The organism is Aromatoleum diolicum, from assembly GCF_012910955.1.
Taxonomy (GTDB): domain Bacteria; phylum Pseudomonadota; class Gammaproteobacteria; order Burkholderiales; family Rhodocyclaceae; genus Aromatoleum; species Aromatoleum diolicum.
In genome coordinates this window covers 1-25,163 of the sequence record NZ_WTVQ01000007.1, presented here as the reverse complement: position 1 = coordinate 25,163, position 25,163 = coordinate 1, and the positions used below count along the sequence as shown (strand labels likewise).

Annotated in this window: 19 protein-coding genes; 8 read left to right on the top strand and 11 right to left on the bottom strand. The window is 66.5% G+C overall.

Annotation, left to right across the window (positions count from 1 at the left end):
• The first annotated feature begins 17 nt into the window (after window positions 1–17).
• From GPA25_RS05800 to GPA25_RS05775, 6 genes are read left to right on the top strand one after another with little or no spacing between them, the layout of a single operon-like run.
• On the top strand, window positions 18–890 hold the full coding sequence (locus tag GPA25_RS05800; RefSeq protein ID WP_169259422.1) for a hypothetical protein: 873 nt from the start codon (window positions 18–20) through the stop codon (window positions 888–890).
• A 34-nt stretch (window positions 891–924) separates the two neighbouring features.
• Entirely contained in the window at window positions 925–2,709 is a 1,785-nt protein-coding gene (locus tag GPA25_RS05795) for a hypothetical protein (RefSeq protein WP_169259421.1), read from the top strand.
• Between the two features lie 12 nt (window positions 2,710–2,721).
• Window positions 2,722–4,251, top strand: coding sequence for a c-type cytochrome (locus GPA25_RS05790; protein WP_211162971.1), 1,530 nt, complete (start codon window positions 2,722–2,724; stop codon window positions 4,249–4,251).
• 37 nt (window positions 4,252–4,288) lie between these two features.
• Window positions 4,289–5,764, top strand: a complete 1,476-nt coding sequence (locus GPA25_RS05785) for a c-type cytochrome (protein ID WP_246265408.1) — start codon at window positions 4,289–4,291, stop codon at window positions 5,762–5,764.
• A 45-nt stretch (window positions 5,765–5,809) separates the two neighbouring features.
• Window positions 5,810–7,549, top strand: coding sequence for a CHASE2 domain-containing protein (locus GPA25_RS05780; RefSeq protein WP_169259419.1), 1,740 nt, complete (start codon window positions 5,810–5,812; stop codon window positions 7,547–7,549).
• Between the two features lie 33 nt (window positions 7,550–7,582).
• Complete coding sequence (locus GPA25_RS05775) at window positions 7,583–8,272, top strand: FecR domain-containing protein (protein ID WP_169259418.1); 690 nt, start codon at window positions 7,583–7,585, stop codon at window positions 8,270–8,272.
• Window positions 8,273–8,291: 19 nt separating this feature from the next.
• On the opposite strand, the gene GPA25_RS05770 is transcribed toward GPA25_RS05775, so the two are convergent.
• Window positions 8,292–9,668, bottom strand: a complete 1,377-nt coding sequence (locus tag GPA25_RS05770; protein WP_169259417.1) for a hypothetical protein — start codon at window positions 9,666–9,668, stop codon at window positions 8,292–8,294.
• 213 nt (window positions 9,669–9,881) lie between these two features.
• Here GPA25_RS05770 and GPA25_RS05765 point away from each other — a divergent pair, with 213 nt between their 5' ends.
• Complete coding sequence (locus tag GPA25_RS05765; protein WP_169259416.1) at window positions 9,882–10,520, top strand: malonic semialdehyde reductase; 639 nt, start codon at window positions 9,882–9,884, stop codon at window positions 10,518–10,520.
• 48 nt (window positions 10,521–10,568) lie between these two features.
• Window positions 10,569–11,486, top strand: a complete 918-nt coding sequence (locus tag GPA25_RS05760; protein ID WP_169259415.1) for a pirin family protein — start codon at window positions 10,569–10,571, stop codon at window positions 11,484–11,486.
• A gap of 44 nt (window positions 11,487–11,530) precedes the next feature.
• Here GPA25_RS05760 and GPA25_RS05755 read toward each other — a convergent pair whose 3' ends face one another.
• From GPA25_RS05755 to GPA25_RS05710, 10 genes are all read right to left on the bottom strand, one after another.
• Window positions 11,531–12,331 carry an enoyl-CoA hydratase/isomerase family protein gene (locus tag GPA25_RS05755; RefSeq protein WP_169259414.1) on the bottom strand — a complete coding sequence of 267 codons (801 nt, stop codon included), beginning with the start codon at window positions 12,329–12,331 and terminating at the stop codon, window positions 11,531–11,533.
• Window positions 12,332–12,353: 22 nt separating this feature from the next.
• A complete protein-coding gene (locus tag GPA25_RS05750) occupies window positions 12,354–12,887 on the bottom strand; it encodes a DUF4442 domain-containing protein (RefSeq protein ID WP_169259413.1) in 534 nt (177 codons plus the stop codon).
• Between the two features lie 3 nt (window positions 12,888–12,890).
• Window positions 12,891–14,090 (bottom strand): acetyl-CoA C-acyltransferase, encoded by a 1,200-nt coding sequence (locus tag GPA25_RS05745; protein ID WP_169259412.1) that lies wholly within the window; start codon window positions 14,088–14,090, stop codon window positions 12,891–12,893.
• A gap of 26 nt (window positions 14,091–14,116) precedes the next feature.
• A complete protein-coding gene (locus tag GPA25_RS05740; protein WP_169259411.1) occupies window positions 14,117–16,498 on the bottom strand; it encodes a 3-hydroxyacyl-CoA dehydrogenase/enoyl-CoA hydratase family protein in 2,382 nt (793 codons plus the stop codon).
• A gap of 156 nt (window positions 16,499–16,654) precedes the next feature.
• Window positions 16,655–17,965: an OmpP1/FadL family transporter gene (locus tag GPA25_RS05735; protein WP_169259410.1), complete on the bottom strand. Its 1,311-nt coding sequence runs from the start codon at window positions 17,963–17,965 to the stop codon at window positions 16,655–16,657.
• A 129-nt stretch (window positions 17,966–18,094) separates the two neighbouring features.
• Window positions 18,095–18,502: an acyl-CoA thioesterase gene (locus tag GPA25_RS05730; RefSeq protein ID WP_169259409.1), complete on the bottom strand. Its 408-nt coding sequence runs from the start codon at window positions 18,500–18,502 to the stop codon at window positions 18,095–18,097.
• 19 nt (window positions 18,503–18,521) lie between these two features.
• Window positions 18,522–20,528, bottom strand: a complete 2,007-nt coding sequence (locus tag GPA25_RS05725; protein ID WP_169259408.1) for a 3-hydroxyacyl-CoA dehydrogenase NAD-binding domain-containing protein — start codon at window positions 20,526–20,528, stop codon at window positions 18,522–18,524.
• Window positions 20,525–21,808, bottom strand: coding sequence for an acetyl-CoA C-acetyltransferase (locus GPA25_RS05720; protein ID WP_169259407.1), 1,284 nt, complete (start codon window positions 21,806–21,808; stop codon window positions 20,525–20,527). The genes GPA25_RS05725 and GPA25_RS05720 overlap by 4 nt, the downstream gene beginning before the upstream one ends.
• A gap of 24 nt (window positions 21,809–21,832) precedes the next feature.
• Window positions 21,833–24,322: an acyl-CoA dehydrogenase gene (locus GPA25_RS05715; protein WP_169259406.1), complete on the bottom strand. Its 2,490-nt coding sequence runs from the start codon at window positions 24,320–24,322 to the stop codon at window positions 21,833–21,835.
• A 93-nt stretch (window positions 24,323–24,415) separates the two neighbouring features.
• Window positions 24,416–25,153 (bottom strand): TetR/AcrR family transcriptional regulator, encoded by a 738-nt coding sequence (locus tag GPA25_RS05710; protein WP_246265407.1) that lies wholly within the window; start codon window positions 25,151–25,153, stop codon window positions 24,416–24,418.
• Between the last annotated feature and the right edge of the window lie 10 nt (window positions 25,154–25,163).

Here is a 25,163-nt window from a genome sequence, read left to right as displayed (position 1 = left end):
CGAAAGGAGACCGCGCCATGACCCGCAGCATCCTTCTCGCCGCGAGCGCCGTGCTCGTCACCGCCGTGCTCGCCGCCTGCGGCAAGACGGAGCCGCCGGCAATCCCGTTCGCGCCGTATTCGACGGAGTATTCGGGCAAGCCGGACTTCGCCCAGGTCGAGTATCAATACCCTCTCGGCACCGCCGACCTCGCGAAGATCACGCCCAAGAACCTCGCGCTGCTGAACCAGGAGCAGCTCGACCAGATCTACGCGCGCCTGAGCGCGGGCCCGATCCCGGACGGCCCGTTCGACGGCAGCATCGTCCTGTCCGAGGGCGAGAGCGGCAAGCTGCGCGCCGGCGAGATCGTCGGCGGGCTGGCCGGTTTCGTGCTGCACCTGAAGGGCATCGCTGTCGACAAGGTCGGCGAGGCGCTGTGGAAAGGCAAGGTGTTCTACCGCAACGAACGCGTGCTGCGGAATCGCATCGAGGATCTCGAGACCTTGCGCAAGGCCGGCCTCGTCGAGGGCGAACCGCAGAAGATCGCCGTCGGGCGCAAGGACGCGTGGCTGCTGTTCCCGGCGAAACTCTACTGCGGCCAGAGCCTGATCGACTCGCGCCGCGAATCGATCATCATCGACTACGCCTTCACCGACGAATTGCCGGGTTACCTGGAGAAACCGGACTTCCTCGCCGGCCGGCGCGGGCTCAAGGTGCGCGACGAGATTCGCATGATCCGGCCGGGCCTCTACCTCGGCCGCGCCTACATGGACCGCGTGTTCGTGCTGAACTTCGTGCTGTACAACAAGGACATCGCCGAACGCGACGGCCCCGCGTTCGACAAGACCGGCGCAGTGCAGGAAGACTGCTGGGGAGGCACGCAGAAACGGGTCGTGGTCGCCGCGAAGTAGGCCACCCCGCGCGTGCGCCGACGGACATCCAGCCATGCGCGCCATCACCCGGGCCAGTGCCCTGATGCTTGCCGCGGCGCTCGCCCTGGCGGGCTGGGATTACTGGCGCAAGTCGCCGCCAGCGGCGGCCAACTCCGCGCTTGCGCCGACGCCGGACCACGCGGTGGCGAGCCCTTACGCGCGCCCGCCGGCTGCGACTTGGCTGGTCGCGCCCGACGCATATGGCGACGACCTGCCACCGCTCGGCACCTCGCTGTTCGACCAGCGCGTCGCCGCGCTCGGCGGGGCGGCGGCGCTGCCCTACCCGTTCGAACAGCTGCTCGAGCGAGTCGAAGGCGACGCACGCTGCGCGGACCTGCCGGACGGGCGTTGCCTCGTGCGCGTGCTGATCCCCATCGGTCGCTCGCTGCAACGCCTCGCCGCCGCACCGGATTTCTTCCACCACCCGCGCATCGTCGCGGCGATGGCCGGCGAGCCGGACAGTGATGGCCCGCTGCAGCGCGACCGGCTGTACCTCGGCCACGTCGGCAACAGCGACATCATCGAAGTGATCAGCTACAACGAGGCCGCGGCGCGCTTCGAATTCCAGCTGGTGCTCGATTACCGCGCCGGCGGAAGCCCGCGTGTCGTGTATGCGCGGCGCGCGCTGTGCCTGTCCTGCCACCAGAACCACGCACCGATCTTCTCGCGCCCGCTGTGGCAGGAAACCAACGCCAATCCGGCAGTCGCGGCACGGCTGCTCGCCCGGCAACCGAGCTTCGATGGCGTGCCAGTGCAGCGCGGCATCGATCTGCCCACGGCAATCGATACGGCCACCGCGCGGGCGACCCGCTTCGCCTTGTGGCAAACCCTGTGGCAGATCGGCTGTGGTGACGGCGAGCACGGCGTGCGCTGCCGTGCGGCGCTGTTCGAAGCCGCACTGCACTACCGCGCCACCGGCCGGCATGACTACGCCGCGACGCGGCGCGAGGCGATCCGGTCGGCCTTCGCCGCCGCGTGGCAGGCCCGCTGGCCCGGCGGCCTCGCCTTGCCGGACCCCAACATCCCGAGCCGTGATCCGCTACCCGATGACGCTGCACAAGCCGGTGGCGTGCTGCTCGCGAACATCCCGGCGCCCTTCGAGCCGCTCGCCCCGCGGGCGCCGCTGGAAATCTGGCGGCAAGCAGACGACGCGCGCATTAACGACACGGTCGCGGGCCTTGCCGATTTTCTCGGCGCGCGCGATCTCGCCCGGCTAGATGCCGCATTCGCCGGACGTGTCGCGGAGCCCGCCGATTTCGCGCGCGTCAGCCGCGCGATCGCAGCCCTCGCCGCCGCCGATGGCGGACCCTTCGCTGCGGTGCCATTTCGGCGCGATCGGCTGATGCCCGCCCTGCTCGCGCAACTCGGCCAAGCTCCCGCGAGCGCGTCGTCCACCCTTGCGGTCGCGCCGCCCGTGCGCGACGCTCCACAGTTCCCGCCCGCCCCGTCCGCCGGCCTGTTCCAGCGCTACTGCACCCCCTGTCACCAGACGCCCGCAAGTTCGCCACCGAACTTCCTGCACGGCGACGACGCGACCGTGCGCGCCCGCCTGACCCATTGCGCCGCGCGCATCCGCTACCGCCTCGCGATGTGGCAGCTGCCACCCGATGCGCGCCCGAAGACGCCGATGCCGCCCCAACAAGCCCTGCGCGCGCTCGGCGCCGACCCGGAACGCTGGCCGGCGAGCGCCGAACTTGCGACGCTGCGGGCCTACGCGGCGGAACTCGCCGGCGGCGGCGTCCTGCCCCGGCCGGACAACTACGAAGCCCTCGCTCCCTGCCTGCCGGCACCGAGCTAAGGAGTCGCGATCATGCCTGCTCCACATTCGTCCTCGAATCCCCCCCCGCCCCCGCCACAGGGCAAGCGCTGGTGCTGCCCGGCCTTCGCGACGCTGCTCGCGCTGCTGCTGGTGCCGGTGACGATCGCCGTCGGGTTGTACGTGCGTTTCAGCGCCGACGAGCCGGTCACCTACCCGGACATCGAGCGTCACTTCAAGTACGGCTCCACCGGCGGCGAGCGCGCGTCGGGCTTTCCGTTCTGGATCTGGCAGGTGCTGCCGAAAGTGTGCGCGAAGTACCTGCCCGGTGAAGGCTACGCGTCGCTGGGCATGCTCTACGAACCGGGGCGCACGCTGCCGGTCGGCGTGTCGATGCGCCGCAGCCTCGGCCTCGACCGCGTGTTCCTCAACTGCGCCGCGTGCCACGCCGGCACCGTGCGCGACACGCCGCAATCGGCGCCGCGCGTGTACCTCGGCATGCCCGCCCACCAGTTGAACCTGATGGGCTTCGAGAACTTCTTCTTCAACTGTGCGGCCGATGCGCGCTTCAGCCCCGATTACATCATCCCGGAGATCGACGCACAGGCGGGCAAGCTCGGGCCGCTCGACCGCTACCTCGTCTATCCGGTCGCCATCGCGCTGATGCGCGAGCGCCTGCTGATGCTGCGCGAGCGCTTCACGTGGTCGCTGTCGCAGCCGCCGTGGGGCCCGGGGCGCGTCGATACCTTCAACCCGTCGAAGGCGCTGTTCAACTTCCCGTCCGCGCGCCTGTCGCCCGAAGAACGCATCGGCACCACCGACTTCCCGTCGATCTGGGAACAACGCAAACGCAAGACGCGCGACGACGGTCAGCCGATGCAACTGCACTGGGACGGCAACAACACCAAGGCCGAGGAGCGCAACAAGAACGCCGCCTTCGGCACCGGCACGACGCCGCCGACCATAGACCTGGTGGCGATCGGCCGCCTCGAGGAATGGCTGCTCGACGCGACGCCGCCGAAGTACCCGTACGACATCGACCAGGCGCTCGCCGCGCGCGGCGCGCCGCTCTACGCCGAGTACTGCGCCGACTGCCACGGCGCCAGCGGGCAGGATTTCGGCGGCGCGCGCGTCGGCCACGTCACGCCGCTCGCAGACATCGGCACCGACCGCCACCGCCTCGACTCCTTCACGCCCGAGCTCGCGCAGAACCTCGGCTCGGTGTATGCCGGCTACCCGTGGCGCTTCACCGGTTTCCGCAAGACTTTCGGCTACGCCAACATGCCCCTCGACGGCCTGTGGCTGCGCGGACCCTACCTGCACAACGGCTCGGTGCCGACGGTGCGCGACCTCCTGGAGCCGGCCGCGACGCGCCCGGCGCGCTTCTGCCGCGGGTATGACCTCATCGACCAGGCGAAGCTCGGCTTCGTCAGCGAGGTGTGCCAGGAAGGTGCGCGCCAGTATTTCCGCTACGACACCGCAGTACCCGGCAACGGCAACGCCGGCCACGAAGGCAAGGCCTACGGCACCGAACTGCCGGACGAGGACAAGGCCGCGTTGGTCGAATTCCTCAAGACCTTCTGACCGGAGGCCCGCGATGCAATCCGCGAAGGAGAAAGAGATGAGCACCGATCCGCTATCCGGGCGGCCGAAGCATCACTGGTTCTGGCTCGCGCTGACCCTGCTGCTCGTGCTCGGCGCCGTCCTCGCCTACGTCGGCTGGTACCGCTTCCTGCGCGAGGAGCCGCAGCCCGCATGGGTCACCGCGACGCCCGAAATGCGTTTCAAGTATGGCTCGATCGGCGCCGAGAACGATGCCGGCATCCCCTATTGGATCTTCTACGTGCTGCCACGCCTCTTTCCGGAGAAGCTTCCCGGCGCCGGCGGCTACGCCGCGCTCGGCGTCGCCTGGGAACAGGGCCAGGAGCTGCCGATCGGCTTCACCAAGAAGACCATCGGCTTTCCACGTGTCGCCAACACCTGCGCCGCCTGCCACACCGCGAGCTACCGCAGCCGCCACGACGAGAACCCCACCTACGTCGTCGCCGGGCCGGGCCACACGCTCAACCTCGAAGCCTTCTTCCGCTACCTGATCGACTGCGCGAAAGACCCGCGCTTCAACGCCGACGTGCTGATGCGCGAGATCGCGCTGGTCACCGAACTCGACTGGCTCGACCGCCTCGCGTGGCGCTTCCTCATCATCCCGCTCACGAAGAAGCGCCTGCTCGAACGCGAGGCGCAGTTCGCTTGGATCTACCGGCCCGATTTTCCCGACTGGGGGCGCGGCCGCGACGACTCGATGAACCTCACTAAGTACTTCCTCATCAAGGCGCCGATGGACGACACCTTCGGCCCGACCGACATGCCGTCGCTGTGGAACCTCAACAAATACAAGCCGGAGAAGGGGCACTTCATGAACCTCGCCGGCGACAGCCACGACGCGCGCTCGGTGATCATCGACTCCGCGCTCGGCGTACTCGGCGCCCCGCCGAAGGACCGCCAGGCCTTCCTCGGCCACGTCGACTGGATGCACGCGTACCTCGGCTCACTGCCGGCGCCGAAGTACCCCTTCGCGATCGACGCCGACAAGGCCGCCGCCGGCAAGGCGGTGTTCGATGCGCATTGCGCCGCCTGCCACATGTCGGAGCGCACCGGCACGCGCCTGCCGCTGGCCGAGATCGGCACCGACCGCGGGCGGCTCGACAGCTGGAACAAGGAGGCTGCGATCGCCGCCAACCGCGTCGTGCGCGAGATGGGCATCGAGCGCAAGGGCCTCGTCGAGGAAACGCTCGACGGCTACGTCATCCAGTTCCTCGACGGTATCTGGTTGCGCGCGCCCTATCTGCACAACGGCTCGGTGCCGACACTGCGCGACCTGTTGGAGCCGCCGTCGCAGCGCCCGGTCGAATTCCTGCGCGGCTACGATGTCTATGATCAGAAGAGAGGTGGTTTTGTCACCGCGGGCCCCGATGCCGAGCGCGTCGGTACGCGCTATGACACCCGTCTGCGCGGCAATGGCAATGGCGGGCACGACTTCGGCACGACGCTGCCGGACGCCGACAAGGACGCGCTTGTCGACTATCTGAAAACCCTGTGACATGACCCGCCAGGGCCGTACAAGAGCGGAACCCGCGAGGCGGACATGGCCGAAGTGACTCGGATCTTTCTCAGCTATCGTCGGGACGACGCGACCGTCCATACCGAACTGATCTACCGCGAACTCGCGGACTATTTCGGCGCGGACCGCGTGTTCATGGACATCGAGAAGATCGGTTACGGCGATGACTTCCGCAAGGAGATCGAAGAGCGGATCGCCGACTGCACCGTCCTGCTGGTAATGATCACTCCACGCTGGGCAACGATGGAGAAGGACGGCATCCGACGCCTCGACGACCCCGACGACTACGTCCGGCTGGAGATCGCCAGCGCCTTACGCCAGGGCAAGCGCGTCATTCCCGTCCTGCTGGAAGGCGCGCAGATGCCGCATGCGACCGCGCTCCCCGCGGACATCTCGGCGCTCCCGTCCCTGAACGCGCCGGAAATCAGCGGGCGACGGCTCAAGGCCGATCTCGCTAACCTGATCGCCGCGATCGAAAAGCGGGGCCTGGCGAACATCATCACCGATCTCGTCGTGCGGATGAAGTTGCGTCGCCTCGCATGGTGGATCGCACCCAGCGTCGCAATCGCGATGTTCTTCGCCGCGTGGACGGCGCTGTTCGATTTCCTGACGCTCGACACCAAGATGGCCAGCTACACGATGGCGCTCGGCAACGTGCTCCGAGAGAGCCCGGTCGACAAACGCCTCGAGATCGTCGCGATCGACGCCGAGACCGAACGGAAGATCGGGCGGCCGTTCGACCGCAGCTGGCGACGCGAACACGCGCAGCTGATCGATGCACTGTCCCGCGCAGGCGCCCGCGTCATCGCCTTCGACATCTTCCTCGGCGAACCGGGTCCTGATGACGAGATGCTGGTCGAGGCCATCCGCGCCGCGAAGCAGAACGGCACCGCGGTCGTGTTCGGCACGCGCACCGGCAGCCCCTCCCGCATCGCCGAACTCACCGACGTCGTCGCCGGCACCGGCATGCTGTGTGCGGGCACCCGGCTCGGCTACGCGACGGTCGTGCCGCTTGCGGTCCGCGGCAAGCAGGACGTGATCGCGCTGGGCCTGCTGGCCGCGGAGCCGAACTCGGTCGTCGAGGAAATCGACACGCGATCGGGCACGATCCTGCTGCGCACGCCGGCAGGCCTCAAGCGCATCGCGTACTCCCTCGACGAAGTCCTGACGAGCGGCCAGAAGGCCTGCCCCATCCTTGAGAAGGGCGACGCCGTCGCACAGCTGATCGTCGATTTCCGCCCACCCGATCAGCTCGCGCGCCGTCGCCACCGCTACGAGGAACTCGTGCAGAACCCCGCGGCGATCCCGCCGGACGCCTTCAAGGACCGCATCGTGCTGGTCGGGTCCGAAGCGCGTGACGACCGCATCGCGGTGCTGCGCGGCCTCACCACCGAAGAGCGCGGCGGCTACGAAGTGCATGCAGACACGCTGAACACCATCCTGCACGGCACCCGCATCCATCCGCTCGACCCATTCGACCAATTCCTGATCATGATCGCCATGGGCGGACTCGGCGTCACGGCGCGGCTGGCCGGTGTGCTGAAATCGCGCCCGCTGCGATGGGTCTACCTTGTCGGAGTGCCCCTGCTCTACTTCGCGGCCTCCCTTCTGCTGTATGTCGAGGCCGACATCCTGCTCAATCAGCCCTACCACATCAGCGCCTTCTTCATCGCGTACGTCGCTCTGGTCAAGATTGCGCGCCGGATGCGTCTATTGGAAACGCGCGACTCCCGCGCTCATGTCGCCGGGCAGTCGTCCGCCTGAGCGTGCAATATCCGCCACCGCCGAGGAACCCGCATGACGATCCCCCGAACAGTCCCATCCGGCATCAGCGGTGGTTTGTCACGCTGCTTCGCAATCGTCGCGCTGAGCGCACTCGCCGGCGGCTGTGCCCAGACCGGCCCGCTGCTGACGGGTGTCGTCACGGCCGATTCCGGCCCCGAGGGCGGGTACCACGACATGCGCGCCGAAGACATCCCGCGCAACCTCACCGTCACACGCAAGGGACGGGTCATCGCCGCACAATTGCCGATGGCCCTCGAAACCGGAGACGAACTCGACTCGGGCGCGAACGCCACCGCCATCATCCGTTTTCCCGAAGGCCACGAAGTCTTCGTCCTGCCCCGCAGCCGCGTCAGGGTCGGTTCGATCTTCGCCTATTTCGGCGAGCTGATCGTGCGTGCCAAGGGCCTGTTCAGCGTCGAGACCCAATTTGTCACGGCCGGCGTCGAAGGCACGGAATTCTGGGTCAAGCTGGAAAAGGACCAAGACGCGGCCGTCGGCGTCACCGAAGGACGCGTGCGCCTATCGTCGAAATCCGGCCTCTGGACCCCGGTGCTGGTCAAGGAAAATGATGTCTATACGCTGCGCGGGGGTGAGCCCCCGCGCTTCGAAAAGGAACGCATGGCCACCGAATTCCGCCAGAAGCTTCGCACGATACAGCGGCTGATATTGCTGCCGCAGCGCCTGCCGCCAAGGCGGTACTAAATTCAAAACCCCGCGATTTTCAGAAGGAATAGGCCAAAGTCAGGGTGAAGCCGCGCGAATTCTCCGACGTCAGGTAACTCAACCCGACTCTGAGATTATTTTCGACGCCGCCCGAATTCCAGCCGCGACCAAGCGCGACGCCGATTTCGTCATAATAATTATTATAAAGCTCGGTCCCGGTATAACGGATATCGGTCAGCGAATATTCGATCGAATAATTCGCCCCGAGCGCAGGGAGCGGCGTCGACAGCAACAGGCCGTTGACGAATACGACATTCTCTATTTTCGAATCGAATGAATATCCGGCAATCGAGGTGTGCAGCGTTCGCGAATAATTGATCGCATTGCCCATCCACAACGAATAGCCGCCGTCGTAGAGCAGATAGGCACTGGTCAGCGCGGCGGACGCGACCGTTCCCAGTGAACCGAGGTCCTCGGATGCGACAATACCCAAGTTGGCGGACGGCGCCAGGAACCAGCGCTCATTGAGGTCGAAACGATACGCCGCACCTATGTCCGCGCCATAGCTCGCAGCCCCTTCGGTGTCGCTCACCTGAAGATCCGCGTTGAGCGAGAACGGACGCCCCGGATCCGGCGGAAAGGCATAGCCTAAAGGCACATCGACGCTCGCGGTGCCCAGCCCCTCCTGCCGGAAAGCGCTCACGGTCGCCCCCACGTCCACACTCGACGAACGCCGTGCGCTCGCTGCCACACCATCCGTCATCGTGTCGCGCTGCTGATTCGCGGCGAAGCGCAGCGGTTCGTTCCGCAGCGCGCTGCGCGTGTCGCGCTCGCCCTTGATCCGGCTCACCTGGCGACGGAAATTGCGCTCGAAAGCACCCGTGATCATGCGTGCCTGCAGGCTATTCGGGTTGCCGGCCATCGGATCCACCGGTGACACCTGCGCCAGTTCCCGCATGATGCGCCCCAGCATACTTCCGTCCTTGAAGAAATCGCGCAGCAGCCGTCGGCTTTCCTCCCGCGTGCTGCCGACGAAGGTCCTCGAAATGCCTAGACTCGGAATATTCAGAACGAGATCGGGCGCCCCGGTTATGGGGTAAGCCACGGTGAGCGCCAAGCCACGGAAATCGATATCGACGCTGGCGATTTCCGTCCCGGTGTAGGTCGGAATTAACGCATTCAGTTCGCTTTGCGTGAGCGAATCGAATGTATCGCTGGCAGTCGTTAAACCCGCCGAATTTGTCAATGATCCGACGGTCGCCGAAATATTGAACACGTCATCTGCAATTGCAAGATTTGAAATAACCGCTAACAAAACGGATGCAAAATATCTCCGAAACATGGCTACCTCCAATGCCGATGAACGGCATTCCTCATATTTAGAGGCCCAAATTGCACAAATCAAGGATTCGATCCGGGTAAGCAAATAATTCACCGAATCCCGACTTTCGATGGATATGCCGAATTACCGGCATTTGATACAAATATGCCGCACCGGGATCGGCGCCGTGTGCAATTGCAAATGGGTGACGAACGGATACATCGCCGTCGTCCGCGGTATTCATCCGCCGTTGCGCGGTCTACGATGAATGCACGCCGTACGACATCCTCACGTCACGCCCTGCGGCGAATCCCGAAGGAGAAAACGATGAGCGCAGTACTTAACGAAGAAGGACGCGACCTGCTGTTCCGCAATGCGCGCACGCACAACGCCTGGCTAGACGCCCCGGTCAACGACGCCACCCTGCGCGAGCTCTACGAACTGATGAAATGGGGGCCGACGAGCGCCAACTGCTGCCCCGCGCGCATCCTGTTCCTGCGTACGCCCGAGGCGAAGAACCGGCTGATTCCGGCGCTGGCGCCGGGCAACGTCGACAAGACCCTGCACGCCCCGGTGACCGCGGTCATCGGTTACGACGGCAAGTTCTACGAGCTGCTGCCGAAGCTGTTTCCGCATGCCGACGCGCGTTCCTGGTTCGCCGACACGCCGGAACTCGCCGAGGTCACCGCGCGGCGCAACAGCTCGCTGCAGGGCGCGTATTTCATGCTCGCTGCGCGCGCCGTCGGCCTCGACTGCGGGCCGATGTCGGGCTTCGACCAGGCGAAAGTCGACCACGAATTCTTCCCCGCCGGCCGCAAATCGGAGGGCGACGAGTTCTGCCTCGAATACTTCCCCGACAGCCACGTGAAGACGAACTTCCTGTGCAACCTCGGCTACGGCGACCCGGCGAAGCTTTTCCCGCGCAGTCCGCGGCTCGACTTCGACGAGGCGTGCAAGCTGCTCTAATCGCGAAGGACCGGGACATCCAATTTCCATCGCCCTAGAGGAGCACTCATGAGCAATGACACGACGCCAGCAGCCAAGGTGGAAACGGTCGTCATCCCGCGCAGCAGCGATCTGGGCGGCGGCTTCAAGGTGCTGCGCGCCCTGCCGTCGGCGCAGCGGCGCATGGTCGGCCCCTTCGTATTCCTCGACCAGATGGGTCCGGTGCAGCTCGCCGCCGGCACCGGCCTCGACGTCCGGCCGCATCCGCACATCGGGCTCGCCACGGTCACCTACCTGTTCGACGGCGAGATCCTGCACCGCGACAGCCTCGGCAGCGTGCAGCCGATCCGCGCCGGCGAACTCAACTGGATGACCGCCGGGCGCGGCATCGTCCATTCGGAACGCACACCGCCCGAGTTGCGTCCGTCGGGGCCCAAACTGTCCGGCCTGCAGGCCTGGGTCGGGCTGCCGATACGCGACGAGGAAACCGCGCCCGCTTTCGTGCATCACGGCGACACCGAACTGCCGGTTGTCGCGGAACCCGGCGTCGCCGTTCGCGTGATCGCCGGCGAACTCTATGGCGAGTGCTCGCCGGTCGCGACCCGCTCACCGCTGTTCTACGCCGATGTCACGCTCGGGCCACAGCGGCAACTGTCGATGCCATCGGAACATGAAGAGCGTGCCGCGTACATCGTCGAGGGCGCGGTCAATATCGACGGCGAGATCTTTCCTGCCGGCCAGTTGATCGTCTTCCGCCGCGGTGCCGAGGTAATGTTGACGGCGACGGCGCAGACACGTCTGATGCTGCTCGGCGGCGAACCGCTCGACGGGCCCCGCTTCGTGTGGTGGAACTTCGTCGCCAGCTCGCGCGAACGCATCGAGCAGGCGAAGGAGGACTGGCGCACGGGGCGCTTCGCGCCGGTGCCCGGCGAAACCGAATTCATCCCGCTGCCGGAGGCGCCACCACCGGCGGCCGAGCCGCGCTGAGCAGCGCGGCCAGAAATGCCGAGCGCGGATGCACCGCCGGCGCCTTACGCGCCGCGGAAACCCGGCTTGCGCTTCTCGAGGAAAGCGGTAATCCCTTCGACAAAGTCGCCGGTCGCGCTACAACGTGCAAAAGCCTCGGCCTCGCTCTGCAGTTGCGATTCGATCCTGGCGTCCGACGAACTCGCGAGCAGCCGCTTGACCTCCCCGTAGGCATGACGCGGCCCGTTCTGCAAACGGCTCACAAGCGTGGCGGTTTCGGTGTCGAGATCGGCGGCCGCAACGACACGATTGACGAGACACAGGCGTAGCGCCTCGGCCGCGTCGAAGCGCTCGGCCAGCAACAGCAGCTCCATCGCCTTGCGGCTACCGACGACGCGCGGCAGGAAGTAGCTCATGCCGCCGTCGGCCGGCAGGCCGATCGACGAGTATGCCGTCGTGAATTTCGCGTTATCCGCGCAAAGCGCCAGGTCACAACCCAGCATCAGCGACATGCCGAAGCCGGCGCACGCGCCGCGCACCTTCGCGATCACCGGCTGTTGCAGCGACTGCAATATCTCGACGGCCGGATTGACGTGCTTTTCGACGATCGCACGGAAGGTTACCTTGCGCGCCTCCGGCCCCAGATGGAACTGCGTCGCGAAGTCCTTCAGGTCGCCCCCGGCCATGAAATGATCGCCTGCACCAGTGATCACCACGATGTCGACGTCCTTCAGGTCGCGCAGTTTGCGCACTGCGACGAGCAGATCCTCCATCATCTCCATCGACAGCGCATTGAGCTGCGCCGGACGGTTCAGCGTGAGGGTGGCGACACGGTTGGTGACTTCGAGCAATACGGTATTGGCCATGAGTGGGGATCCCCTGAGATGTTTAGCGCGCTGCGTTCCCGGGCGCAGCGTCGCGGCGTTCGATCTTGGCCTTGTAGTATGCCTTGGTCGCGATGTAGACGGTCTTCTCGAGTTCGACGTGCGTCTCGCCGTGGCGATCCTTCAGCTCGACGCAGAACGTGCGCTCGGTTTCGCCACCTTCCCGCAGCGCGCGGCGCACCGCCTCGACGTCTTCGTCCGTGACGTGGAAATCCGCGAAGAGATGGCTGCGCCCCGGGCGCCGATAGCGGATCTGCCCGGATTTGTCCCACACCACCACGTCGTCGCCCAGCTGCAACGCCAGCAGCATCGCAAACATCGGGTCGGCAGCCGCGTACAGCGCCCCGCCGAACAGTGCGCCGGCCGGATTCACGGTGCGCCAGGAATGCCGCAGCATCACGCGGATCGTCCTGAGGTCACGCGAAACGTGAATCACCCGCCCGCCGGTCGCGCGGTAGGACGGATACAGATTAAAGCCGATGCGCAGCAGCGCGGCGCGGAAACGCGGCGGGATGCGGTCGAGAATTTTCGGGCGCATGCCTCACACCCGCTCGAACACCCCCGCCGCCCCCATCCCGGTGCCAATGCACATCGAAATCATGCCGTAGCGCAGTTTCGGCTCGCGCTGCATCGCGCTCATCAAGGTCGCCGCGCGGATCGCCCCGGTGGCCCCGAGCGGATGGCCCAGTGCGATCGCCCCGCCCAGCGGATTGACCTTGGCCGGATCCAGCGCCAGTTGCCGCATCACCGCCAGCGCCTGCGCCGCGAACGCCTCGTTGAGTTCGATCCAGCCGACATCCGCCGTGGCCACGCCGCCCGCCTTCAGCGCCCGCGGAATCGCCTCCACCGGCCCGATCCCCATGACCTGCGGTGGCACGCCCGCGACGGAGTAGCTGACGAAACGCGCGATCGGCGTCACGCCGTGGCGTTTCACCGCCGCCTCGCTCATCAGCAGCACCGCGCCAGCGCCATCCGACATCTGCGAACTGTTGCCCGCCGTCACCGAGCCGCGCGCCGCGAACACCGGCTTCAGCTTGCCCAGCGATTCGAGCGACGCATCCGCGCGCGGCCCCTCGTCGGTGTCGGCGACGCGCTCGACCACGCGCACCGCGCCACCTTCGCCCGGTACATGCGCCCGCACCGTGTAGGCGCTGATCTCGTCACGAAAATGCCCCGCTGCGATCGCCGCGCAGGCGCGCTGGTTCGATTGCAGCGCGAATGCGTCCTGGTCCTCGCGGCTCACCTTCCACTGCTGCGCGACCTTCTCGGCGGTCAGTCCCATACCGAAGGCGATGCCGACGTTTTCCTGCTTGGCGAAAATCGCCGGATTGAGGCTCACCTTATTGCCCATGATCTGTGGCATCGCGCTCATCGACTCGGTACCGGCGGCGATCATCACGTCCGCCTCGCCGAGCCGGATGCGCGCCGCCGCGTCGGCAACCGCCTGCAGCCCCGACGAGCAGAAACGGTTGATCGTGATCCCCGGCACCGTGTCGGGCAGGCCTGCCAGCAGCAGGCCGATGCGCGCGACGTTCATGCCCTGTTCGGCCTCGGGCATCGCGCAGCCGACGATCACATCGCCGATTTCCCCCTGGTCCAGGCCCGGCACCTTCCCCACCAGCGCCGACAGCACGTGCGCGAGCATGTCGTCCGGACGCACGCTGCGGAACATCCCGTTCCTCTTGGCGACCGGCGTGCGCGTCGCGGCGACGATGTAGGCTTCCTGAATCTGTCTGCTCATATCCATTCCCCGATTCGTTGCAACGCTCAGTTCCTGAGCGGCTTGCCGGTTTCCAGCGTGTGGGCGATGCGCTGCTGCGTCTTCTCCTGCTTCAGCAGTTCGACGAACTGCGCCCGCTCGACGTCGAGAATCCACTGCTCGCTGACCCGCGAATTCGTCTCGACCTCGCCGCCACACAGCGCTGTCGCCGCGGCCTTCGCCACCTTGTAGTCGTAGGGCGAGATGAAGCCGCCTTCGGCCATGTTCACCAGCATCAGCTCGCAGGTTGCGATGCCGTTGCGCCCCGCGACCGTCACCGCGCGCTGCACCAGCGGCGGCCGATAGCCGGCTTCCGCCAGTGCGCGCGCACGGCGGATCGCCACGTACAGCAACTCCTGCGGATGGAACAGCACGTCGTCGGTCGGTTTCGCGAAACCCAGCTGCACCGCCTCCAGCGCGCTCTTCGACACGTTCGCCATCGCGATCGTCTGGAAGCTTTGCTGGATGTACGGGAACACGTCGCCCCCGGCGGTCTTCTGCGCCAGCATGTGCGCCTGAAGCGCGAACTCCTTGCTGCCGCCACCGGCGGGAATCAGGCCGACACCCGCTTCGACGAGGCCGACGTAGCTTTCCAGCGCCAGCACACGGTGCGCCGAGTGCATCGCAAACTCGCAACCGCCACCCAGCGCCAGGCCCTGCACGGCCGCGACCACCGGCACCTGCGCGTGCTTCAGGCGCATCGATGCCTGCTGGAACGTCGCGACGCCGCGCTCGAGCATGTCGAACTGACCGGCCTTGCACGCCTCCGCCACCTGCTGCAGGTTCGCGCCGACTGCGAACGGCGCCGGATGCCACAGCACCACGCCGTCGAGGTCCGTCTCGGCACGCGCGAGCGCTTCGAGCAAGCCGTCCACCACCTCGCCGCCGATTGCGTGCTGCTTCGACTTGAACGACAGGATGCCGATGCGCGCATCCTGATCGGGGCGCGTCCACAGGCGCACGCCCGCGTTCTCCCATAGCGTCTCGCCACGCTCCGGTGCGGATTCGCCCAGCACCTGCTCCGGGTACAGCTGGCGCTGATACACCGCCAGCGTCGAGCGTGGCTTCAGCGCCGTGTCGGTCGCGGAGTACGAACCTGCCACCTCATGCACACCCTCGCGCTCGAAGACCCACGCCGGCAGCGGCACGTTGGCCATCGCACGGCCGTGGTCGATGTCCAGCTTGATCAGCTTCGCGATGTCCGCCCAGCCCGCCGCCTGCCAGGTCTCGAACGGCCCCTGCGCCCAGCCGAAGCCCCAGCGCATCGCCAGATCGACGTCGCGCGCGTTGTCGGCGATGTCGCCCAGATGCACCGCACAGTAATGGAACACGTCGCGGAAGATCGACCACAGGAATTGCGCCTCGGGCAGTTCGCTCGCGGCGAGCAGCGCGAAACGCTCGACCGGGTCCTTCGTCTTCAGAATGCTTTCGACTTCCGACACCACGTCGCCCGCGCTCAGCCGGTAGTCCTGGGCCTTCAGGTCCAGTACCTGGATCTGCTTGCCTTCCTTGCGGTAGATGCCGGCGCGCGTCTTCTGCCCCAACGCACCCTTCGCGATCAGCGCCTGCAACCAGTCGGGCGACTTGAAGTACGCGTGCCACGAATCGTCGGGCAGCGTCGCCTGCATCGTACCGATCACGTGCGCCAGCGTGTCGAGACCGACGACGTCGGCGGTGCGGTAGGTCGCGCTCTTGGGGCGGCCGATCAACGGGCCGGTCAGCCCATCGACTTCGTCGAAGCCCATGCCCAGACGTGCGGTGTGATGCATCACCGCAAGGATCGAGAATACGCCGACACGGTTCGCAACGAAGTTCGGCGTGTCCTTTGCGCGCACGATCGACTTGCCCAGCCGCGTCGTCAGCCAGCTCTCCAGCTGGTCGAGCATTGCCGGCTCGGTGTCACGCGTCGCGATCAGTTCGACCAGCGACATGTAGCGCGGCGGATTGAAGAAATGGATGCCGCAGAAGCGCCCGCGAAGCTGTTCCGGCATGCCTTCGGCGAGGCGGTTGATCGACAGCCCCGAGGTGTTCGACGCGAACACCGCATCGGCGCGGATGAAGGGCGCGACCTTCGCATACAGGTCCAGCTTCCACTCCATCTTCTCGGCGATCGCCTCGATGATCAGATCGCAGTCGCGCAGTTTGTCGAGATCGCTGGCGTAGTTGGCCGCGTCGATATAGCCCGCGCGGTCCTTCGCCGCGAGCGGCGCCGGATCGAGTTTTTTCAGCCCGGCGAGCGCCTTGTCGATGATCGCGTTCGGCTTGCCCTCCTTCGCCGGCAGATCGAACAGCAGCACCGGCACGTCGGCGTTGGCGCAGTGGGCAGCGATCTGCGCGCCCATCACGCCCGCACCGAGCACCGCGACCTTGCGGATGATGAAATTGCTCATGCCATTTCTCCGGTTTCCGGATTACCCATTTGTCATTTACCCGAAGCAAGCACCACCCCGGGCGCTCTCCCGTTATCGTTTTAGCGGATCAGGCCGGCGTTTGCTGGAAAGAAGGGCGGCGGCATGCGCACCGCCGCCCGACGCGCGATGCGACGGTCAGAACGCCATCGAGTACTGAGCGCCCAGGATCCACACGCTGGAATCGTACTCGCCGGTCACGCGGCCGCGGCCGAGCGTGCTCTGGTCGTTGTCGATCTTGGTCTTCGGGATATACAGCCAGGCGGCACCGAGATCGACGGTGTTGGTCTTGCTGAGTTTCCACTGGCCGCCGACGCTCAGCCAGGTGCGGTCGTTATCCGGCAGCGCGACGAGGCGACGCTCCTTGTCCTTCACCGGCGTCTGGTCCCAGGCGATGCCGAACTTGAGCTTCCACGCATCGTTCAGCTGGTAGTTCGCGCCGAGCGCGACGCGCCAGGTGTCCTTGAAGTCAGCCTCGAGCGTCTGCGCGACGGTTCCCGCCGCGAGACCGGACGTTCTCACGATATGCACCTGATCGACGCTGCTCCAGCCCGTCCACGACAGGTCGCCGAGCATCTCCCAGCGGTCGTTGAGCTTTTGCGTCACGCTAACGATGAAGGTGTCGGGCAACTCGACATCCGCCTCGGCCTTGACCGACTGCAGGGTCGGCGCGAGTCCCGCGGCCGGGCCTTCGACTTTCAGATCGCCCTCGAGCGTGTGGTCGACCGTCGAGCGGTAGGACACGCCGACCTTCATCGCCGGCGACAGCGTGAACAATGCACCAACGTTCCAGCCCCACGCGTCCGAATCGGCGTCCAGCGTCGCGAACGTGGAACTCAACCCCGGCACCGGCGAGATCCCGGTCGGCAGAACCGTGGCGACCCGCTCGTATTCGGCTTCGAGCCGCTGCCAGCTGACACCCGCGCCGATCGAGAGCTTGTCATTCACGCGATACGCGATCGACGGGTTGATGTTGTAGGTCTTCAGATCGAATTTGATCGATTGCGCGCGACCGACCCAGTCATCGTCATACTCGGTGATCAGGCCGAAGGGCGCGCCGAGGCCGACACCGACATACAAATCCTTGTTCAGCGCCCACGACAGATAGCCGTTCGGCAGCGCCGCCCACGAGCCGGCGTCGTCGCCGTCCCCGCCGGTGGTCGCGATCCGGGGGGCATTGAGGATGACGCTGCCCTTGTTCTTGAACTCGAAACTCGGCCGTACCGCGGAGACCCCGACCGAGAACTCCCGCGCCTGCAGCTGCGTCATGCCGGCAGGGTTGAAAAAGATGGTGCTGGCGTTTTCCGCCACCGCGGCCGAACCGGCGTAGGCATTGCCGATGCCGCTGGCGTTCTGCTCGAGCAACTGGAAGCCCGCGGCCGACGCGGTCCCGGCGCCCAATGCGAGCAGGGCCGCGGGAAGCAGGCGGGCAATCGTCGTTTTCTTCATGTACATCGTCTCCTCTTGAATTGTCTGTGCAATCCGGGCGCAGCATCTCCGGAGCGCCACCACGGCTTGCCAGGATTTGCGCGAACTCTCCGGCATCGCGAAGAACCCGCGAACTACTTCAGATACGCCTCACGCGGCCGGAACCGGCCGTTTACGTCCCTTGTCGTCGAGCGCAACGTAAGTCAGCGTCGCCTCGGTGACTTTCACGACCACGGGATTCTCGGGATCGCGCTCGGCGAACACCTCGACGTCCACAGTGATCGAAGTGCGGCCGACCGACACTACTTCGGCATAAAAACTTACAAGGTCGCCAACCGAAACCGGCTGCTTGAAGACGAAGGAATTCACCGCGACCGTCGCAACGCGGCAGCGCGCGCGGCGATGCGCCGGAATCGCGCCGGCAATGTCGACCATCGCCATGATCCAGCCGCCGAATACATCCCCGAAAGGGTTAAGGTCGCCGGGCATCGGCATGACCCGCAGGGCGGGCTGCTTGTGTTCCGGCAGCTGCGCCGGCGCTTCGGAAGCATCGCTCATCGGCAGTTCCTCATTTTGCTCATCCAGCATTAACCATAGCACCATCGGACGGACGCGACAGCTCGTCAGTCATTGTTTTACCCGAATCAGGGGAATAACTGAGTGGCCCGCCCGTGAAGGGCGCGAAACCAGTCCCGAATATCACACCAGCATCCGCGAGATCGGCATCGGCGACTACGCCCTGCTCGACACAGCGGCGCGTCGCGGCCAGCAGCGGCGCGACGATGCGATCCGCGAGCCCCGCCGGCACAGCCGCCGCCGCAGCCTTCTGCGCCTTGCCGTCGGCCCAGCGGTAATAACCCTGTCCGGTCTTGCGACCAAGATGCCCCGCGGCAACGAGTTCCATCAAGCGTTTCGGCGGCTGGGCAGCGCTGCCGGCGAGCGCCTTGCCTGCCGCGACGGCGATGTCGAGCCCGACGGTGTCGACCAGTTCGACCGGCCCCATCGGCATGCCGAACGCGACCAGCGCCGCATCCACCGTTTCCGGCGCAATGCCCTCATCGACGCAACGCAAGGCTTCGAGCATGTAAGGACCGAGCACCGCATTGACGAGGAAGCCCGGCGCACTTTTCACCGGTAGCGGCAGCTTGTCGATGCGCCGCACGAAGGCCGCGGCACGGCGCAGCGCCTCGGCGTCCGAAACCTCGCCGCGCACCACTTCCACCAGCGGCATCAGCGCCACCGGGTTGAAAAAGTGGATGCCGACCAGCCTGCGCGGCTCGGCGAGGGCGCCGGCGATATCCTCGATGCGCAGGCTCGAGGTGTTCGTCGCCAGTACGGCATCCGGTCTTGCGCGGCGCTCCAGATCCGCGAACAAGGTCCGCTTGGCGTCGAGGTTCTCGAAGATTGCCTCGATGATCAGATCCGCGCCGGCCACACCATGCCCCTGCGGGTCGGGGATCAGGCGGTCGAGCGCGAAGCGCACCTGCCGCGCATCGTGCTTCAGCTTGCGTTCGAACAGTTTCGCCGCCCGTGCGATCGCCGGCGCGATGCGCTCGACCGACTGGTCCTGCAGCGTCACCGTCATGCCCGACAATGCGCACAGCGCCGCGATGTCGCCGCCCATCACCCCGGCGCCGACGACATGTACGTGACGCGGCGCGAAATCGCCGCTTTTGCCATCACCTTTGCCGAAGCCTTTCAGCCGCTCCTGCAGGAAGAACACGCGCACCAGGTTCTTCGCCGTCGGCGAGCGGAAGATCGCCTCCAGCGAGGCCGGGTGCCCGGCCGGCACCGCCAGCGCATTGCCGCCGAACTTCTGCCAGATCTCGAGGATCGCGTAGGGCGCAGGATAGTGCTCGCGCCGCGCCTTCGCCGCCACCTGCTTGCGGGCGCTGGCGGCGACGACTGCCTTCAGCGGCCCGTTCAGCAGCTTCTGCATCAAGGGCAGCGCACGCGGACGCTGGCCGGAGCCGACCAACATGCGCGCGGCGTTCTCCATGACGCGCGGCGGCACGCACTCGTCGGCAAGCCCCAACGCCTTCGCACGGCGTGCGTCGACGCTCTTGCCGGTGAGCATCAGATCCAGCGCTGCGGCCGGGCCGATCAGCGCCGGCAGGCGCATCATGCCGCCCCACGCCGGAACAATGCCCAGCATCACTTCCGGCAGCGCGAGCTTCGTGCCCGGCTCGTCGACGACGATGCGGTAGCGGCACGCCAGCGCCAGCTCCAGCCCGCCGCCCATGCAATGGCCGCGAATCAGCGCCAGCGTCGGGAATTTCAGCCGCGCGAGCCAGTTGAACAGCTCCCAGCCACGTTCGACCAGATCGCGCGCCGCCTGCGGCGAGTCGATGCGCGTGAATTCCTCGATGTCGGCGCCGGCAATGAAACCGGCCGGCTTCGCCGACGCGATGACCAGCCCTTTCGGCGGATTCGCTTCGAGCGCCGCAAACACCCCCGCCAGCTCATCGAGCATATCGCGCGACAGGGTGTTGGTCGTCGACTGCGCGCGGTCCAGATACAGCCACGCGATGCCGTCCGGATCATGCTTGCGCACCAGGCTGAGGTGCCTGTAATTGATGCTCATGGCAGCGCCTCCACCAGCATCGCACCGCCCTGGCCGCCGCCGATGCAGATGCTGGCGATACCGCGTTTGAGCCCGCCCCGGCGCAACACGTTCAGCAGATGCAGCACGATGCGCGCACCGCTCGCCCCGACCGGATGGCCCTGCGCGATCGCACCGCCGTCGATGTTCAGACGCGCTTCGTCGAGGCGCCCGAGCGCGCCGCCCAGTCCCAGTTCGTCGCGGCAGTAATCGGCGTCATCCCACGCGCGCAGGCAGGCGATCACCTGCGCCGCGAAGGCTTCGTTGATCTCCCACGCATCGAGGTCGTTCACGCCCAGCCCGTGGCGTTGCAAGATCGGCGTCGCCGCATGCACCGGCCCCAGCCCCATCTGCGCCGGATCCAGCCCCGCCCACTGGCTGTCGACGATGCGCCCGAGCGGCGTCAGGCCATGGCGCGCGACGGCGGTCTCGGAGGCGAGGATCAGCCAGGCGGCGCCGTCGGTGATCTGCGAGCTGTTGCCCGCCGTCACGCGACCATACTTGCGGTCGAAGAAAGGCTTGAGCTTCGCCAGATTCTCGATCGACGAATCGCGGCGCACGCCGTCGTCGTCCTTGTACACCGTACCGTCGCGATCGATCAGCGGCACGATCTCGTCGAAATGGCCGCGCTCCTGCGCCGCAAGCACGCGTCGGTGGCTCTGCACCGCGAACGCGTCCATGTCCGTGCGCGAGATATCGAAGCGATGCGCGAGATTTTCCGCCGTCTGGCCCATCAGCTGGCCGACAATCGGATCGGTCAGCCCCTTCATGATGCCGATCACCGGCGCGAGATAAGTCGGCCGGAACTGGCGGATCGCGGCGAACTTTTGCCCGGCGGTTTTCGCCGCGTACCAGCCCGACAGCCAGCGCACCATTGCATCGGAAAACAGCAGCGGCGCACGCGACAGCGCATCGACGCCGCCGGCCATCACCAGGTCCGACCTCCCCGCCTGGATGTTCGCGATCGCGGAATCGAGCGCCTGCATGCCCGACGCGCAGTTGCGCATCACGGTCCAGCCCGGCACCTTGTGCCCGCAGCCCATGCGCAGGGCGACGACGCGGCCGATATTGACCTCGTCCGGCGACGGACTGGCGCAACCGAGGATGACTTCATCCAGCTGGTCCGGCGCAAAACGCTGACGCATCAGCAGCGCCGCGCCCGCTGCGGTCGCGAGGTCCGACGCCGCGAACGGCCCCGGCGCGTTCTTCGCTTTCAGGAAGGGCGTACGTGCGCCGTCGATGATGTAGATGCTGCCACTCATGCCCTGTGCGCTCCTCGGATCCCGTCAAGCCACCGCACGCAGCGGGCGCGAATCGTTCGTGTCGACATCCGCGAGTGCCTCGCGCAGGCCGAAGTCGTAGGGGAAGTCGTCGACGCGGATGACTTTGTCGCGCAGCTCGCCACGACGCGCGAGCACCGCGAATTCCTCGGCGCTGATGACGCCGGCCTCAAAAGCGCGCTGCCACAGTGCATCGACACCGCCGCCGACCAGCAGCCCCGGATCGAAACGCCCCTGCTTCTGCGCCTGCTTCACTTTCGCCTCGATCGGCTCGGCCGCGATGGTCGCCAGCAGCGCCGCCTCCAGCGCCCCGGCGGGCTCCTCGACGTCGTCCGGCAGATACACGTCTGAGGTCAGCCGGTCACGCGTCGCTGACGGCTCGATCAGCAGCCTTGCGACTTCATGGCCGAGCTGGTCCGACGGCACAACGTAGGGCCGCCCCAGCGGGAACACCACGATGCGGCGCAGCAGGGTCGCGAACAGCTTGTTCGGGAAGTTCGCGATCACGCCCTCGAAGGCGTTCTGCGCCTTGAACATGCAGTCCCAGATCGCCCAGTGCATCAGCGGCGCATCGGCCGCCTGGCGGCCTTCGGCCTCGTAGCGGCGCAGTGTCGCCGACGCCAGATACATCAGCGACAGGATGTCGCCGAGGCGCGCCGAGAGCTTTTCCTTGCGCTTCAGCGCGCCGCCCATCGTGCCCATCGAGATGTCGGCAAGAAAGGCGAACGCCGTCGAAAAGCGCGTCAGCTGCTGGTAATAGCGTCGCGTTTCCGGCGCAACGTTGTCCGGGATAGTCACGAAGTGCGAGCCGGTGATGCCCATCACCAGCGCGCGCACGGCGTTCGACACGGTGTAGCCGATGTGACCCCAGAAAGCCTTGTCGAACGCCGCGAGATCCTTGTCCTGCGCCGCGTGCATCTCGTCGAGCACATAGGGATGACAACGGATCGCCCCCTGGCCGAACAGGATCAGGCTGCGCGTCAGGATGTTCGCGCCCTCGACGGTGATGCCCACCGGAATCTGCTGGTAGGCGCGCCCGAGCATGTTCTGCGGCCCGAGGCAGATGCCCTTGCCGCCGACGACGTCCATGCCGTCGTTGACCGTCTGGCGCGCGCGCTCGGTGACGTGGTACTTGACGATCGCCGACACCACCGAGGGCTTCTCGCCGAGGTCGATCGCGCCGGCCGTCATCACCCGCGCCGCATCGCTCAGATAGGTGTTCGCGCCGATGCGCGTCAGTGCCTCCTCGACGCCCTCGAAGCGGCCGATGGCGGTCTTGAACTGGTAGCGCACCCGCGCATACGCACCGACCGCACGCGCGATCATCTTCTGCATGCCGGTGTTCGAGCCCGGCAGCGAGATCGAGCGCCCCGCCGCGAGGCACTGCATCAGCATGCGCCAGCCCTGCCCGGCCATTTCCGGCCCGCCGATGATGAAATCGAGCGGCATGAACACGTCGCGCCCGCGCACCGGCCCGTTCATCCAGATGCCGTTGAGCGGGAAATGGCGGCGGCCGATATCAACACCCGGATGATCGTGCGGCACCAGTGCGCAGGTGATGCCCAGGTCCGGATTCGCGCCGAGCAGCCCGTCCGGGTCGTACAGGCGGAACGCCAGCCCGAACACCGTGCACACCGGCGCGAGCGTGATGTAGCGCTTGTCGAAGGACACGCGCATGCCCAGCACCTCGCGCCCCTGCCAGGTCCCTTTGCACACGACGCCCGCGTCCGGAATCGAGGCCGCATCCGAGCCCGCCCACGGACTGGTCAGCGCGAAAGCCGGGATCTCCAAGCCCTTCGCGAGCCGCGGCAGGTAATGGGACTTCTGTTCCGGCGTGCCGTAATGCAGCAGCAACTCGGCCGGCCCGAGCGAGTTCGGCACCATCACGGTAATCGCCGGCGCCGACGAGCGCGTCGACAGCTTGGTGACGACCTGCGAATGTGCGTAGGCGGAAAAGCCCTTCCCGCCATACTCCTTCGGGATGATCATGCCGAGGAAGCCCCGGTCCTTGATGTACTGCCAGACTTCCGGCGACAGATCCTGGCGCTGCGTCGACTTCCAGTCATCCGTCAGGCGGCACAGCTCGCTGGTTTCATGGTCGAGAAAGGCGCGCTCCTCGGCGGTCAGGGTCGGCCACGGATAACTCAGCAGCTTCGACCAGTCCGGCTTGCCGCCGAACAACTCGCCCTCCCACCATACCGTACCGGCTTCGAGCGCATCCTTCTCGGTCTGCGACATCGACGGAAGCGCCCCCCGGAAGGCGCGAAACACCGGCGCGGTCACCAGTGCACGGCGCAGCGGCCGCATCAGGAACAGCCCCGCCAGCGCCGCATACGCCACGAGCACCGTATTCGCAACGGCCGGCGACCAACCCGCCAGCCAGGCGAACGCCGCCAGCCACACCAGTCCCGTCCCGGCCCAGGCAAAAAAGGGCGCTCGCCCGTAGGCGAGCGCGATTGCCAAGGGAGGGAGCAAAGCGATAAACCACCAGATCATTGTCGTCTCCTCGATCATCTGTATCAGGCCCACACACCGGCTGCGCCACGCTCTGCGTCGCGGTCGTCGGCCGGGCCGAATGTCGTGTTCAAACTATTTCCGCTTCTGCACGCGCTGCAGGTCTTTTCCCATTGCCACCGGTACGCCGCTCTCGCCGTTGGCGGAATCGGCACCGTTGCCCGGCAAGGGCGCACGCAACCCGCCGAGCAGGAAGGACATCAGGCGCGGCATCAGGCGTTCCGGCACCGCGTCATCGAACTTTCCGGCGAACAACTGCAGCGCGTCGGTACCGGCAATCGCGTAGGACATCGCCCCCATCATGAAATGGAAGCGCCACAGGATTTCCTCGCGCGGCACCTCAGGCAGCGCGCGGTACAGCGCCGCAAGGAAGCGCTCCACGGCCTCGGCGTATTCCTCGGCGAGGAACTGGCGCACGAAGCCGCTTGGCTCGGTATAAGTTCGACCGAGCAATCGCATGAAAGTGTGCCCGCCATGCTCGGTATCCGCCGCCATCTCGAGCGCCGTGCCAAAGAAGGCCTCGACGATGCGGCTCGGCTTCAGCGGTGCACCGCCGGCTTCGACTTCCAGGCGATCCAGCGTGGCCAATCGCTGCCGGTTCAACTCGGTAAGCCGGCGCCGGAACACTTCCTGGATCAGCGCGTCCTTGGTGCCGAAGTGGTAGTTCACCGCCGCGATATTCGCCTCCGCGCGGCCCGTGATCATGCGCATCGAGGTCGCCTCGAAGCCATGCTCGACAAACAAGGCTTCGGCCGCATCCAGGATGCGGTCGCGGGTTTCAGGGGCAGGCGGGCGGGCGGCGGGGTCGCGCATGGGGCATCAC

Excerpts from the sequence above, each read along its gene's own strand:
- GPA25_RS05750 (WP_169259413.1), bottom strand. The coding sequence starts at position 12,887 with ATGCGCCCGAAAATTCTCGACCGCATCCCGCCGCGTTTCCGCGCCGCG.
- GPA25_RS05760 (WP_169259415.1), top strand. The coding sequence starts at position 10,569 with ATGAGCAATGACACGACGCCAGCAGCCAAGGTGGAAACGGTCGTCATC.
- GPA25_RS05745 (WP_169259412.1), bottom strand. The coding sequence starts at position 14,090 with ATGAGCAGACAGATTCAGGAAGCCTACATCGTCGCCGCGACGCGCACG.
- GPA25_RS05780 (WP_169259419.1), top strand. The coding sequence starts at position 5,810 with ATGGCCGAAGTGACTCGGATCTTTCTCAGCTATCGTCGGGACGACGCG.
- GPA25_RS05725 (WP_169259408.1), bottom strand. The coding sequence starts at position 20,528 with ATGAGCATCAATTACAGGCACCTCAGCCTGGTGCGCAAGCATGATCCG.
- GPA25_RS05765 (WP_169259416.1), top strand. The coding sequence starts at position 9,882 with ATGAGCGCAGTACTTAACGAAGAAGGACGCGACCTGCTGTTCCGCAAT.
- GPA25_RS05730 (WP_169259409.1), bottom strand. The coding sequence starts at position 18,502 with ATGAGCGATGCTTCCGAAGCGCCGGCGCAGCTGCCGGAACACAAGCAG.
- GPA25_RS05790 (WP_211162971.1), top strand. The coding sequence starts at position 2,722 with ATGCCTGCTCCACATTCGTCCTCGAATCCCCCCCCGCCCCCGCCACAG.
- GPA25_RS05735 (WP_169259410.1), bottom strand. The coding sequence starts at position 17,965 with ATGAAGAAAACGACGATTGCCCGCCTGCTTCCCGCGGCCCTGCTCGCA.
- GPA25_RS05720 (WP_169259407.1), bottom strand. The coding sequence starts at position 21,808 with ATGAGTGGCAGCATCTACATCATCGACGGCGCACGTACGCCCTTCCTG.
- GPA25_RS05775 (WP_169259418.1), top strand. The coding sequence starts at position 7,583 with ATGACGATCCCCCGAACAGTCCCATCCGGCATCAGCGGTGGTTTGTCA.
- GPA25_RS05715 (WP_169259406.1), bottom strand. The coding sequence starts at position 24,322 with ATGATCTGGTGGTTTATCGCTTTGCTCCCTCCCTTGGCAATCGCGCTC.
- GPA25_RS05740 (WP_169259411.1), bottom strand. The coding sequence starts at position 16,498 with ATGAGCAATTTCATCATCCGCAAGGTCGCGGTGCTCGGTGCGGGCGTG.
- GPA25_RS05795 (WP_169259421.1), top strand. The coding sequence starts at position 925 with ATGCGCGCCATCACCCGGGCCAGTGCCCTGATGCTTGCCGCGGCGCTC.
- GPA25_RS05710 (WP_246265407.1), bottom strand. The coding sequence starts at position 25,153 with ATGCGCGACCCCGCCGCCCGCCCGCCTGCCCCTGAAACCCGCGACCGC.
- GPA25_RS05785 (WP_246265408.1), top strand. The coding sequence starts at position 4,289 with ATGAGCACCGATCCGCTATCCGGGCGGCCGAAGCATCACTGGTTCTGG.
- GPA25_RS05800 (WP_169259422.1), top strand. The coding sequence starts at position 18 with ATGACCCGCAGCATCCTTCTCGCCGCGAGCGCCGTGCTCGTCACCGCC.
- GPA25_RS05755 (WP_169259414.1), bottom strand. The coding sequence starts at position 12,331 with ATGGCCAATACCGTATTGCTCGAAGTCACCAACCGTGTCGCCACCCTC.